The organism is Cereibacter johrii (assembly GCF_001720585.1).
Classification (GTDB): domain Bacteria; phylum Pseudomonadota; class Alphaproteobacteria; order Rhodobacterales; family Rhodobacteraceae; genus Cereibacter_A; species Cereibacter_A johrii.
Genome location: NZ_MABH01000043.1, coordinates 41,202 through 54,814 on the forward strand (window position 1 = coordinate 41,202; position 13,613 = coordinate 54,814).

The following is a 13,613-nucleotide window of genomic DNA, read 5'->3' on the forward strand; positions in this document are numbered from 1 at the left end:
CGGGCGCCTCAGTTGACGGGTTCGGCGGGGACCGGGTTCACCCGGTCTCCGGGGCGCACGAAGGCGCCGGCCTTCGTGACCACGAGGTCGTTCGAGAACAGGCCCTCGACGATCTCGACCATGCCGCGGTCGCGGATGCCGGTGGTGACGGGCGTCCGCTCCACCTCGCCGCCCTGACGCACGCGCAGGACCGTCGCGCCGTCGGCGCCGCCGCTGACCGCCGTCACCGGCACCGCCAGCGCATCGCGCTCGCTCACGAGGATCTCGGCCTCGGCGAACATGCCCGAGCGCACGGCCTCCATATGGCCGATGGCTATGCGCGCACGGCCGAGGCGGGTTGCGGTGTCGATGGCGGGCTCGACCAGCCGGACCGTCCCTTCGAGCGGGTCCACCGCGCCGAGCGTGCGGATCAGCACCGTCTGCCCGGGCCTGAGCCGCAGCAGATCCTGCTCGGCCACATCGGCGAAGAGTTCGAGCTGCCCGTCGCGCAGCAGCGTGAACATGGGCTCGCCCTGCGCCGAGGCGATGGCGCCGACCTTGGCATTGCGCGAGACGATCTCGCCCGCCACCGGCGCCACCACCGACGTGCGGTTCAGCTGCAGCTCGATATTGGCCAGCTGCGCCTCGGCCAGCGCCACCTGCGCCCGCGCGGCCTCGAGCGTCTGGCGCGCGACCATTACGCGGGCGTTGGCCGAGACCGAGGCTGCCTGCGCCGTATCGGCCGCCGCCTGCGAGGCCGCGCCCTGCTGGCGCAGCTGCGCGGTGCGCCGGTTCACCCGCTCGGCCTCGTCGGCGGAGGCCTTGGCCTCGAGCACCTGCGCCTCGGCCTGAGCGATGGTGGCGCGCGCCGAGGCGAGCGAGGCGGTGAACTGGCTCTTCTGCAGCTCGAGCGTCGAGACCGACAGGCGCGCCAGCACCTGCCCCTGGGCCACCCTATCGCCCACATCGGCCTCGAGCGTTTCGATGGGCTGGCCCTCGATCAGCGGCTGGACCTGCACGAGCTCGACCGCGCCGATCAGCCCCGAGGCGATCACCCGGTCGCGCATCGGCCGGCGCACGACCGTCGAGACCGTGATGGCGGGCAGGGCCTGAGCGGCCGAGGCCTGCGGCGCGGCCTCCTGCGCGGGGCTCGCCCAGGGCATCAGACCGGCAAGAAGGGCAATCGTCATCAGGCGCCGCATGGCAGACCTCTCGCTTTCGAAGGATCGCGCGCCGCGCACCGTGCCACCTCGTCGAGGGTGGCATCGATGCTGCGCAGCAGAAGGGATTTCAGTTCGACCGACCCGGCCCGCTTCTGCGGCCAGTCGAGCGCCCAGGCGCGCACCAGCATCACGAGGAAGGCGGCATGGGCTGCAAAGCGTGCCTCGACCTCCGCCGGAGGCTGCCCCGTCACGCGGGCGAAGATCCCGAGGAAGGCCCGGCGGATCTCCGTCTCCATGCGGTCGCAGATGCCCGCGATCTCGGGGTTGCGGTGCGCCATGGCGGTGATCTCGGCCCAGAGCGGCGCATCCTCCTCGCAGAGCTCCACCTCGATCCGGTAGCGCAGGATCTCGCGCAGCCGCGCCATCGGATCGTCGGAAGAGACCACGGCCGCGAAGTCGCGCTCGACGCTTTCGAGGTCGCGCCGCACGATCGCCTCGACGATGGCGGCCTTCGAGGGAAAGTAGCGGTAGAAGTTGCCGACGCTCATGCCTGCGGCGCGGGCCAGATCCTGCATCGACGCGCCGTCGAACCCCTTCTCCGCGAAGGTGCCGCGGATCTGGTCGAGGATCTCGTCGCCGCGCGGAACGGGGGCAGAGCTGTCGGGCATGGGGCCTCGTGCGGCTGGCGAATGAACGTTCATTCGCACATAGAGAGCCGCCGGGCAAGATCAAGAGGGCGTGAGGCGCCCCCGCTTGCATCGCCCGGCAGGCAGGCGTAGCACGAGATGGCGCATCGCCGCAGGGCTCCCGTTCGGGCATGTCCGCCGCGGCCCACCCCCCAACGCAGGATTTCCAAAGGAGCGGCCATGATCCGCCTCGACATCTTCTCGGATCCCGTCTGCCCCTGGTGCTACATCGGCAAGGCGCATCTGGACCGCGCGCTCGAGACGCGCCCCGACCATCCGTTCCTCATCGAATGGCATCCGTTCCAGCTCAATCCCGACATGCCCCCCGAGGGGATGGACCGGCGCAGCTACCTCGAGACCAAGTTCGGCGGGCGTCAGGCCGCCGTCGAGGCCTATGCCCAGGTGCAGGCCGCAGCCGAGGCGGCGGGGCTCGAGATCGACTTTGCCGCGATCGACCGCACGCCCAACACGCTCGACGCCCACCGGCTGATCCATTGGGCCGGGCTCGAGGGGCGGCAGGCGGCGGTGGTCTCCGCCCTCTTCCGCGGCTATTTCCGCGAAGGGCTCGACATCGGCGCGCCCGAGGTGCTGGCCGACATCGCCGGGCGCTGCGGCATGGACCGGGCGCTGACGCTCAGGCTTCTTTCCTCGGATGCCGACCGCGAGGATCTGGCCGCGCGGGATGCGGATGCACGCGCCAAGGGCGTGCGGGCGGTGCCCACCTTCCTCGTCGCCCGCCGCCATGTGGTGCCCGGCGCCCAGCCGGTCGAGCTCTGGCAGCAGGTGATCGACGAACTGGCCGCAGCGAAGGGACCCGACGCATGACCTCCTTCGCCGGCACACCCGAGAGCGGGCGGCTCTCGAAGCCCGAATTCATCGGCATGATCGCGATGCTCTTCGCGACCGTGGCCTTTTCCATCGATTCCATGCTGCCCGCCCTGCCCCAGATCGCGGCCGAGCTGAGCCCCGACGCGCCGAACCGCGCCCAGCTGATCCTCACGAGCTTCATCCTCGGCATGGGGATCGGCACGATCTTCGCAGGACCGCTCTCGGACCGCTTCGGGCGCAAGAAGGTCATCATGGGCGGCGCCGTCCTCTATTGCCTCGCGGCACTCTGCGCCTGGGCGGCCCCCACGCTCGAGTTCATGCTGCTTGCCCGCGTGGCAGGCGGGCTCGGCGCTGCGGCCCCGCGGGTCGTGTCGCTGGCGCTCGTCCGCGACCTCTACCGCGGGCGCGAGATGGCGCGGATCATGAGCTTCGCCATGCTGATCTTCACGCTGGTGCCGGCGGTGGCGCCGCTCCTCGGCACGGTCGTCATCGAGGCTCTGGGCTGGCGCGGCATCTTCCTGTCATTCCTGGCCTTTTCGGCCGTCTCGATCCTCTGGGTCTCCGTGCGCCAGCCCGAGACGCTTCCGCCCGAGACGCGGCGGCCCTTCTCGGTCGAGGGGCTGGTCTCGGCCTTCCGCGAGGTGCTCTCGCACCGGGTGATCCTCACCGCCATCGGCGTGCAGACGCTGGTCTTCGGCGCGCTCTTCGGCACGCTGTCGTCGACCCAGCAGATCTTCGACACGACCTGGGGCCGGGCCGAGAGCTTCCCGCTCTGGTTCGCGGCCATCGCCCTCATGGCGGGCAGCGCGAGCCTCGTGAATGCGGCCCTCGTCATGCGGCTCGGGATGCGCTTCCTCGTGACGGTCGCGCTCGGGGTTCAGTTCCTCGTCTCGCTCGGCATGTTGGGGATGAACGCGGCCGATCTCTGGCCGGCGGCGCTGGCCTTCCCGGCCTATGTGGCCTGGACGACGGGCGTCTTCTTCACCGCGGGCCTCACGCTCGGCAACCTCAACGCGCTTGCGATGGAGCCGGTCGGCCATATCGCGGGGATGGCGGCTTCGGTCATCGGCTCGATCGCGACCGTCCTCGCGGTCTGTCTTGCCGCGCCGCTGGGTCTCGCCTTCGACGGCACGCCCGTGCCGCTCATGCTGGGCGTGGCCTGCTTTGCGGGGCTGGGCTATCTGCTGATCCGCTCGTTGCCCCGGAGCTGATGGTCCGCCACGCAGGGAGGGCCTCCGGGCCGTCCCTGCCGCTTCTCTTGAGCAGGCCGGAGGCGCGGACCGGCTCCGACCGCTCTCCCGCCGCGCTGCGGTCCCCCTGCCTTCCCCCGGCTCGCCTTTGCCCGGCAGCGCGTCAGGGAGCGCGGTCTCGATCCTGCCCCTGCCTTCGCCCTACCCGCCGGACGGGCGGCCTCTGCACCACGGCGCGATAGGGATCGCGGTCTCGCTCCCGCCTCGCCTAGCCCGCCGGACGGGCGACCTTGGCGGGGGTCTTCTCCGGCTTGACCACCTTCTCGGCCAGATCGCGGGCGATGGCGAAGGCGCCCTTGATGCGTTCGGCCTCGGTCTTCCAGTCGCGCGCGAGCACGATCTTGTTGTCCTTCACCCGCGCCGTCTCGCCCTGCGCCTTGATGAAATCCACGAGCCCCGCCGGATTGGCGAACTTGTCGTTGTGGAACTGGACCGTGGCCCCGCGCGGGCCGGTCTCGAGCCGCGAGATGCCCGCGCGCTTGCACATGGCCTTGATGCGCACCACGAGGAGGAGCGTATTGACCTCCCGCGGGAGCGGCCCGAACCGGTCGATCAGCTCTGCCGCGAACCCTTCGAGCTCGACCTTGGTCGTCAGACCCGAAAGCCTGCGGTAAAGCCCCAGCCGCACGTCGAGATCGGGCACGAACTCTTCCGGGATCAGCACGGGAACGCCGAGGTTGATCTGCGGCGCCCACTGCTCGTCGGGCTCGCTCAAGCCCTGCAGCTCGCCCGAGCGGATCTTCTGGATCGTCTCCTCCAGCATCTGCTGGTAAAGCTCGTAGCCCACCTCCTTGATATGGCCCGACTGTTCCTCGCCGAGGAGGGTCCCCGCCCCGCGCAGGTCGAGGTCGTGCGAGGCCAGATTGAAGCCCGCGCCGAGGCTGTCGAGGCTGGCCAGCAACCGCAGCCGCTTGATCGCCTGCGGCGTGAGCGGCGCGCGGGGCTTCGTCGTGAGGTAGCAATAGGCCCGCGTCTTGGCCCGGCCCACCCGGCCGCGGATCTGGTAGAGCTGGCTCAGCCCGAACATGTCGGCGCGATGGACGATCATCGTGTTGGCGGTCGGGATGTCGAGGCCCGATTCAACGATCGTCGTGGCCAGAAGCACGTCGAACTTGCCGTCGTAAAAGGCATTCATCCGCTCGTCGAGCTCGCCCGCGGCCAGCTGGCCGTGGGCCACCACATAGGAGATCTCCGGCACATGGTCGCGCAGGAAAGCCTCCATGTCCGGCAGATCCGAGAGCCGCGGGACGACGAAGAAGCTCTGCCCGCCCCGATACCGCTCGCGCAGAAGCGCCTCGCGGATCGTCACCGTGTCGAATTCCGAGACGTAGGTGCGGATCGCGAGCCGGTCCACGGGCGGCGTCGCGATGATCGACAGATCCCGCACGCCCGTGAGCGAGAGTTGCAGCGTCCGCGGGATGGGCGTCGCGGTGAGGGTCAGCACATGGACCTCGGAGCGCATCTCCTTCAGCCGCTCCTTGTGCGACACGCCGAAATGCTGCTCCTCGTCGATGATGAGGAGCCCGAGGTTCTTCAGCTTCACGCCCTTGGCCAGAAGCGCATGGGTGCCGATGCAGATATCGACCGTGCCGTCGGCGAGGCCCGCCCGCGTCTCGGCCGCCTCCCTGGCCGAGACGAAGCGCGACAGTTGACGCACCTTCATCGGAAAGCCGCGGAAGCGCTCGGCAAAGCTGCGGAAATGCTGACGGGCGAGCAGCGTGGTCGGGCAGATGACAGCCACCTGCATGCCCGCCAGCGCCGCCACGAACGCCGCCCGCATCGCGACCTCGGTCTTGCCGAAGCCCACGTCGCCCACCACGAGCCTGTCCATCGGGCTGCCGGATTCGAGATCCTTGACGACATCGGCGATGGCCGACAGCTGGTCGTCCGTCTCCTGATAGGGGAAGCGGGCCGAGAAGGCCTCCCACAGCGAATGCGGCGCCTCGAGGATCGGCGCATGGCGCAGGTGCCGCTCGGCCGCGATCCGCATGAGCCGCTCGGCGATCTCGCGGATACGCTCCTTGAGGCGGGCCTTCTTGGCCTGCCACGCCCCGCCGCCCAGCTTGTCGAGGAGCCCCTCCTCGTGCCCGTAACGGCTCAGAAGCTCGATGTTCTCGACCGGGAGGTAGAGCTTGGCGTCCTCGGCATAGACGAGATGCAGGTAATCGTGCGGCGGCCCCGGCTTGTTCGAGGGCGGCTGCGGCACGCGCAGCGTCTCGAGCCCCATGTAGCGGCCCACGCCATGCTCGACATGCACGACCAGATCGCCGGGCGTCAGCGTATCGTGCTCGCGCAGGAAATTCTCGGCCTTCCGGCGCTTCTTCGGCTTCGAGATCAGCCGGTCGCCCAGCACATCCTGTTCCGAGATCACGGCAAGGCCCGGCGCCGTGAAGCCCTGCTCCAGCGCCCAGACCATCAGATGCGTGCCGCCGCGCCCCTCGGGCACGTCGCAGATGTCCTGAACGAGCTTCGTCCCCTGCAGGCCCGCTTCCTCGAGAAGCCCCTTCAGCCGTTCGCGCGCGCCCTCGGACCAGCTCGCGATCACCACCTGCCGATCTTCGCGCAAGGCGCGAACATGATCCACCAAGGCACCGAACAGGCTGATGTTTTCGGCCTGACGCTCGGGCGCGAAGCTGCGCCCCATCCGCCCGCCCGCGTCGAGCACGCCCGGACCCGGGCTCTGGGCCAGCGGCGAGAGCTGGATCGCCCGATGCCCCGCCACCGCCGCCTCCCAGGCGGCCTCGTCGAGATAGAGGAGATCCGGCGCGGCGGGCTTGTAGACCGTGTCGAGCCGGCCCTTGGCCGTCATCGCCTCGCGCCGCGCGTCGTACTGATCGGCGATCCCCTCCCAGCGCGAGATCCGCGCGGGCGTCACCTGATCGTCGAGCATCACCGCCGCCTCGGGCAGATAGTCGAAGAGCGTCTCGAGCCGCTCGTGGAAGAAGGGCAGCCAGTGCTCCATCCCCTGATGCTTGCGGCCCGCCGACACGGCCTCGTAGAGCGGGTCGTCCGTCCCCGCCGCGCCGAACTCGATCCGGTAGTTCTGGCGGAAGCGGGTGATGGCGCCCTCGTCCAGCATCACCTCGGACACCGGGGCCAGTTCCACGAGGTCGAGCTTCTCGACCGTGCGCTGGGTCTCGGGGTCGAAGCGGCGCGCCCCGTCCAGCACGTCGCCGAAGAAGTCGAGCCGCACCGGCCCCGCCACGCCCGGCGGGTAGATATCGACGATGCCGCCGCGGATCGCATAGTCGCCGGGCTCCGTCACCGTGTCGGTGAGCGAGAACCCCATGCGGGCGAGATAGGATCTCAGCCGTCCTTCATCCACCCGGTCGCCCACGCGGGCCGAGAAGGAGGCCGCCCGCAGAACCTCGCGCGCGGGAATGCGCTGGGTCGCGGCATTGAGCGTGGTCAGCAGCACGAAGGCGCCCGGCATCCCGTGGGCGAGCGCCGCCAGCGTCGCCATCCGCCGCGCCGAGATCTCGGGGTTGGGCGAGACCCGGTCGTAGGGCAGGCAGTCCCAGGCGGGAAGCTCCAGCACCACGGCGCGCGGCGCCATGACGGCCAGCGCCGTGCGCATGGCCTCCAGCCGCTTGTCGTCGCGCGCGACGTGAATGACAGGGGCACCGCGGTCGAGCTCTTTCGCGACCAGCCGGGCATCGTAGCCCTCGGGCGCACCGCCGAGGAGGATCCGCGTTCCGTTCTGCATGAGGCTCACTTAACAGGGCCCGCCGCCGCGTCAACGGCTTGCGTGTTGCGAGGCGGACCGGCGCGTCCGGGCCGAGGCACGGGGCCCGTCAGAGCGCGCCGATGCGCAGGTTCTGATACATCCCCCAGAGGGCGGTGAAGAAGATCGCCACCACGCCAAGACCCTGCACCCGCCGCCGGTGCGAGGAGAGCGCATGGTAAAGCTCCGGCCCCGCCAGATCCTCGATCCGGTGCGCGGTGCGGTGGCTCATGCCGGCCACGAGCATCATGGGGAACCCGAGGCAGAAGAGCGCCTGCGCGAACTCGAGCCCGTAGCGGAAGCCCAGAATCCCCAGTGCGGTCAGCAGGAACGAGGCCAGCGCCACGACCCAGAGGCCCGCCGCCTCGCCGATGTGGCGCAGCCGCCCCGCATGGATGCAGGCCAGCTGATGGACATCCTCGCCCGCGCGCCCGCCCTGCCTGCGGGCCCGCTGCACCAGATCCCAGGGCACGCCCATCACCCAGTGGCTGGCCGTCGACCACATCACCGCCAGCGCGATCCAGAACCAGAGGTTCGAGAAGGAGCGGAAATCGATCACCTCGGACATACGGACGTAGAAATCCACCTGCGGCCTGCCTCCTGCCCGGACGATCCTGCATACCGCCCTTGCGGCATTCGTACCCTTGAGATGGGGGTCTTTCCATGGCAGGCACAAGGAAATTTCCAAGCACGGGCGCCGTGTGCCCGTGACGTTCCCGAGGACAGCCATGCGCCCGATCCAAGCCGCCTACCCCCATGCCCGCTTCCGCCGCACCCGGCGCACCGACGCGCTGCGCCGGCTCACGCAGGAATATACGCTGACCACGGGCGATCTGATATGGCCGCTCTTCGTGCGCGACGGAGAGAACATCGAAGAGCCGATCCATTCCATGCCGGGCGTGGTGCGCCGCTCGGTCGACCGGATCGTGGCCGCGGCCGAAGAGGCCGCAAGCCTCGGCATCCCGGCGGTCTGCCTCTTTCCCTACACCGATCCGTCGCTGAAGACCGAGCTCTGCGAGGAGGCCTGGAACCCCTGCAACCTCGCCAACCGGGCGATCCGCGCCATCAAGGCCGCGGTGCCCGAACTGGCCGTCATGACCGATGTGGCGCTCGATCCCTACAATGCGAACGGCCACGACGGGCTGGTGCGCGACGGGATCATCCTGAACGACGAGACGGTCGAGGCGCTGGTGCGGATGGCGCTGGCGCAGGCCGAGGCGGGCGCGGACATCCTCGGGCCGTCGGACATGATGGACGGCCGCATCGGCGCGATGCGGACCGCGCTCGAGGCGGCGGGCCACAAGGATGTGGCGATCCTCTCCTATTCGGCGAAATATGCCTCGGCCTTCTATGGCCCGTTCCGCGATGCGGTGGGAGCCTCGGGCGCGCTCAAGGGCGACAAGAAGACCTACCAGATGGATCCCGGCAATTCGGACGAGGCGCTGCGGCTGATCGAGCGCGACCTGCGCGAGGGCGCCGACATGGTGATGGTGAAGCCCGGGATGCCCTATCTCGACATCTGCCGGCGGGTGAAGGACGCCTTCGGCGTGCCGACCTACGCCTACCAGGTCTCGGGCGAATATGCGATGATCCGGGGCGCGGCCGACCGCGGCTGGATCAAGGGCGAGGCCGCGATGATGGAGAGCCTGCTCTGCTTCAAGCGCGCGGGCTGCGACGGCATCCTAACCTATTTCGCCCCCGAGGCGGCACGGCTGCTGAACGGCATGCGCTGACCCATCGGCAGGCGGCTGCCGCGGCCGGGACGCAGCGGGCTGACAAAGGGCGAAGAACGCGATACAAGTGTCCGTCAGGGGACGAAGATCCCCGCCCCAGGGACTTGAGGCGGAATGAGGGTTTCCATGGCTGATTTTTCGAGACGGGCTTTTCTCGGCACCGCCGGCGTGGCTCTGGCGCTGGTCGCAGGCTGCGCCAACGGCGTGGGCAACAACAATGCGGCGGTGATCGATGCACGGGTGGACGCCACGCGCGACTATCTCTTCGACCGCTACCCCGGCACGCGCGACCTCGCCCGCGATGCCAAGGGCGTGCTCTACATGCCGCTCGTGACCGAGGCGGGCTTCGGCCTGGGCGGCGCCTACGGCCGCGGCGCGCTCCGCATCAATGACATCACGGTGGATTACTACTCGGCCACCCGCGCCACCATCGGCTTCCAGATCGGCGCGCAGCAATATGCCCATGCGCTCTTCTTCATGACCGAGCAGGCGCTGGCCGACTTCCGCGCCGGCACCGGCTGGGCGGTGGGTGCGGACGTGCGCTACGCCACGCCCGATCAGGGCGCGAGCCTCGGCAAGGAAACGACCGAGATCCAGCCCGTCGTCGCGCTGGTCTTCGGCCAGTCGGGCCTGATCGCCGGAGCGACGCTCGGCGGCGTGAAATATTCGCGCATCATCCCCTGACGCGGCCTTCTTCGCGATCCGGGCCCCGGGAGCCATTCCCGGGGCCCTTTTCATGCGGGCATGCCGACCTTTGGCCTTGGCGCCCGGCGAGCCGGTCCGCGCGGGTAGCCCCATGCGGGATCAAGGGAGGGAGCGCCCGACCGCGCGACCGAGGTGCAGCTGTCGGGGGCCTTCCGGTTGCGGATTGCGGGCGGCAGCCCGTCTCAGCGCGTCAGGCGCTTGATGAGCGCGGAGGTGTCCCAGCGCCCGCCGCCCATCTGCTGGACCTCCTTGTAGAACTGGTCCACAAGCGCCGTCACCGGCAGGCTCGCCCCCACCTCGTCGGCGGTCCTGAGGCAGATGCCCAGATCCTTGCGCATCCAGTCCACGGCGAATCCGTAGTCGAACTTGCCGTCGAGCATCGAGCCATGCCGGTTGGCCATCTGCCAGCTGCCGGCAGCGCCCTGACTGATGACCTCGACCACGGCCTTGCCATCCATGCCCGCCTTCTCGCCGAAGGCCAGCGCCTCGGCCAGCCCCTGCACCAGCCCCGCGATGCAGATCTGGTTCATCATCTTGGCGATCTGGCCCGAGCCGCTGTCGCCGAGCCTGCGGCAGATCCGGGCATAGGCCGCCATCACCGGCTCGGCCGCTGCGTAATGCGCCTCCGAGCCGCCGCACATGATCGACAGGACGCCGTTCTCGGCCCCCGCCTGCCCGCCCGAAACCGGCGCATCGACGAAGCCCAGACCAAGCCCGTCTGCCTCGGCCGCAAGTTCGCGCGTGACCTGCGCCGAGACGGTGGTGTGATCGACGAAGATCGCGCCCCGCTCCATGCCGGCGAAGGCGCCGCTCGCGCCACGGCAGATCGAGCGCAGGTCGTCGTCGTTGCCCACGCAGGCCATCACGAATGCGGCACCCGCCACGGCCTCGGCCGGCGTGGCGGCCGCGCGTCCGCCATGCTGCGCGACCCAGGCCTCGGCCTTGGCGGGGCTGCGATTGTAGACCGTCACCTCGTGCCCCTTGGCCGCGAGATGCCCCGCCATCGGGAAGCCCATGACCCCCAGTCCCAGAAATGCCAGCTTGGCCATGATCTTCCTCCCGATTGCCGTCATGTCACGGATCGACTAGGAACCATTCCGACCTCTCGCGTCAAGGACGGGCCCCATGATCGTCGTCTTCCGCTGGCTCCTGCGCATCTTCACCGGCCTCGTGGTGCTCGCGCTCGCGGTCACGCTGATCGGCTACTATTTCCTGTCGCGCTCGCTGCCCGACTATAACGAGAGCTTCCGCATCGAGGGCCTCTCGGGCCCGGTCGAGATCGTGCGCAACGATGCCAACGTGCCCCATATCTTCGGCCAGACCGACGAGGATGTCTATTTCGCGCTGGGCTTCGCCCATGCGCAGGACCGGCTCTGGCAGATGGTCACGATGCGGCGCACGGCGCAGGGGCGGCTGTCGGAAGTGTTCGGCGAGCGGACGCTGAAGATCGACGAGCTCATGCGCCGCTACGACCTCTACGGGCTCGCCCAGAGCTCGGTCGAGGCGCAGGATCCCGAGACGCGCGCCGCGCTCGAGGCCTATGCCCGCGGCGTCAACGCCTGGATCGGCGAGGTGAATGCCGATGCCCGTGGCCGCGGGGCGCCGGAATTCTTCCTCTTCTCGAACGAGATCGCGGTCTGGCGTCCGGCCGACAGCATCGCGCTCATCAAGCTGATGGCGCTTCAGCTCTCGTCGCACCTGCAATCCGAGGTGCTCAGGGCGCGGGCCTCGCTGCTCTTGCCCGACGCCCGGGTGGCGGACCTGCTGCCCGATGTGCCGGGCGCAGGCGTGATCGCGCTGCCCTCCTACGCAAGCCTCGTGCCGGGCCCGTTCCCCGCGCTGCGCAAGGCCGAGCATGTCGAGGATCCGCTCTCGCCCTTCCACACGAAGGCCCTCTCCGGCGCCTCGAATGCCTGGGCTGCGGCCCCCTCGCACTCGGCCGCGGGCGGATCGCTTCTGGCCAACGACCCGCATCTGGGCTTCACCGCGCCGTCGGTCTGGTATCTGGCCCGGCTCCAGCTTGCCTCGGGGGGCGTGATCGGTGCGACCCTGCCCGGGGTGCCCGCGGTGCTCCTCGGCCGGTCGAACCGGCTCGGCTGGGCCCTGACCTCGGCCTATCTCGACGATCAGGACATCCATATCGAGGAGGTGAACCCCGAGAACCACGAGGAATACCGCACGCCCGACGGCTGGAAGCGGTTCGAGCCCCGCCGCTCGATCATAAAGGTGAAGGACGCGCGCCCCATCACCATCACCCTGCGCTGGACCGACAACGGCCCCGTCCTGCCGGGCACCCACTACGATCTTGCCGCCATCACCCCGCCCGGCCATGTGGCCTCGCTGTCCTGGACGGCGCTCTCGCCCGCGGACACGTCGATGAGCGCGGCCGTCCGGCTGATGAAGGCCGCGAGCATCGACGAGGCCATCGAGGCGGGGCGCCTCTTCGTGGCGCCGGCGCAGAACCTCATGCTCGCGGACACGCAGGGGGTGGCGCTGCAGACCGTGGGGGCGATGCCCCGGCGCGATCCCGCGCACCAGTCGAAGGGCCGGATGCCCTCGCCCGGCTGGATCGCCGGGAACCGCTGGCAGGGCACCTTCCCCTACGAGGAGAATCCGCGTGTGGTGGCCCCCGAGACGGGCATCCTCGGCAATACCAACAACAAGACGGTGGATCGGCCCTTCCCGCTCCATGTCTCGTTCGACTGGGGCGACACGCAGCGCATCCAGCGCTGGCTCGCGCTGATGAAGAGCCGCGAGGTCCATACCCGCGAGAGCTTCATCGAGGCGCAGCTCGACACCGTCTCGCCCACGGCGCGGAACCTCCTGCCCCTCGTGGCGGCGGATCTGTGGTTCACCGGCGAGGCCGCGCCCGAGGGCACGCCCGAGCGGCTGCGGCAGCGGGCGCTGGCGCTCCTTGCGGAATGGAACGGCGAGATGAACGAGCATCTGCCCGAACCGCTGATCTACATGGCCTGGATGCGGGCGCTGCAGGACCGGCTCATCCGCGACGAGCTGGGCCCGCTCGCCGACGAGTTCGACCATCTGCAACCCGATTTCGTCGAGCGCGTCTATCGCAACACGGACGGCGCTGCGGTCTGGTGCGACATCATCCAGTCGGCCGCCACCGAGAGCTGCACCGACATCGCGCGCATGGCGCTCGACGATGCGCTGGTGCGCCTGACCGAGGACTGGGGCCCGAATGTCGAAAGCTGGCGCTGGGGCGACGCGCATCAGGCCACCCACGACCATCCGACGCTGGGTCAGGTGCCGGTGCTGCGCTATTTCGTGAACATCCGCCAATCCACCTCGGGCGGCGACCAGACGCTGATGCGGGGCGTGTCCCGCGGCACTGGACCTAACCCCGACGAGAATGTGGCGGGCGCGGGCTATCGCGGCGTCTATGATTTCGCCGACCCGGATTCGTCGGTCTTCATCACCTCGACCGGCCAGTCGGGCCACCCGCTCTCGCGCTTCTACGACAATCTGGGCGAGCTCTGGCGGCGGGGAGACTATATTCCGATGTCGCTCGATCCGGGCCTCGCCCG

10 protein-coding genes are annotated in these 13,613 nt (G+C 69.6%); 5 read left to right on the top strand and 5 right to left on the bottom strand.

Annotated elements, in window-relative coordinates; genetic code table 11:
* Nucleotides 1-8: 8 nt before the first annotated feature.
* Nucleotides 9-1,181, bottom strand: coding sequence for an efflux RND transporter periplasmic adaptor subunit (locus A9O63_RS02700; protein WP_069330546.1), 1,173 nt, complete (start codon nucleotides 1,179-1,181; stop codon nucleotides 9-11).
* Nucleotides 1,169-1,810: a TetR/AcrR family transcriptional regulator gene (locus tag A9O63_RS02705; protein WP_069330547.1), complete on the bottom strand. Its 642-nt coding sequence runs from the start codon at nucleotides 1,808-1,810 to the stop codon at nucleotides 1,169-1,171. The genes A9O63_RS02700 and A9O63_RS02705 overlap by 13 nt, the downstream gene beginning before the upstream one ends.
* A 198-nt stretch (nucleotides 1,811-2,008) precedes the next feature.
* Between A9O63_RS02705 and A9O63_RS02710 the strand changes: the two genes are divergently transcribed.
* Entirely contained in the window at nucleotides 2,009-2,653 is a 645-nt protein-coding gene (locus A9O63_RS02710) for a DsbA family oxidoreductase (RefSeq protein ID WP_069330548.1), read from the top strand.
* A complete protein-coding gene (locus tag A9O63_RS02715) occupies nucleotides 2,650-3,867 on the top strand; it encodes a multidrug effflux MFS transporter (protein ID WP_069330549.1) in 1,218 nt (405 codons plus the stop codon). The genes A9O63_RS02710 and A9O63_RS02715 overlap by 4 nt, the downstream gene beginning before the upstream one ends.
* A 247-nt stretch (nucleotides 3,868-4,114) precedes the next feature.
* On the opposite strand, the gene mfd is transcribed toward A9O63_RS02715, so the two are convergent.
* Complete coding sequence (gene mfd / locus A9O63_RS02720; RefSeq protein WP_069330550.1) at nucleotides 4,115-7,612, bottom strand: transcription-repair coupling factor; 3,498 nt, start codon at nucleotides 7,610-7,612, stop codon at nucleotides 4,115-4,117.
* Nucleotides 7,613-7,700: 88 nt separating this feature from the next.
* Entirely contained in the window at nucleotides 7,701-8,216 is a 516-nt protein-coding gene (locus tag A9O63_RS02725) for a component of SufBCD complex (protein WP_069330551.1), read from the bottom strand.
* A 142-nt stretch (nucleotides 8,217-8,358) separates the two neighbouring features.
* On the opposite strand from A9O63_RS02725, the gene hemB reads away from it, so the two are divergent.
* Both hemB and A9O63_RS02735 read left to right on the top strand, forming a co-directional pair.
* Nucleotides 8,359-9,363: a porphobilinogen synthase gene (hemB, locus tag A9O63_RS02730; RefSeq protein WP_069330552.1), complete on the top strand. Its 1,005-nt coding sequence runs from the start codon at nucleotides 8,359-8,361 to the stop codon at nucleotides 9,361-9,363.
* A gap of 126 nt (nucleotides 9,364-9,489) precedes the next feature.
* A complete protein-coding gene (locus A9O63_RS02735; protein ID WP_069330553.1) occupies nucleotides 9,490-10,047 on the top strand; it encodes a lipid-binding SYLF domain-containing protein in 558 nt (185 codons plus the stop codon).
* A gap of 203 nt (nucleotides 10,048-10,250) precedes the next feature.
* Here A9O63_RS02735 and A9O63_RS02740 read toward each other — a convergent pair whose 3' ends face one another.
* Nucleotides 10,251-11,117, bottom strand: coding sequence for an NAD(P)-dependent oxidoreductase (locus A9O63_RS02740; RefSeq protein ID WP_069330554.1), 867 nt, complete (start codon nucleotides 11,115-11,117; stop codon nucleotides 10,251-10,253).
* A 76-nt stretch (nucleotides 11,118-11,193) separates the two neighbouring features.
* On the opposite strand from A9O63_RS02740, the gene A9O63_RS02745 reads away from it, so the two are divergent.
* The coding region (locus tag A9O63_RS02745; protein WP_069330555.1) for a penicillin acylase family protein at nucleotides 11,194-13,613 on the top strand (2,420 nt) is incomplete at its 3' end.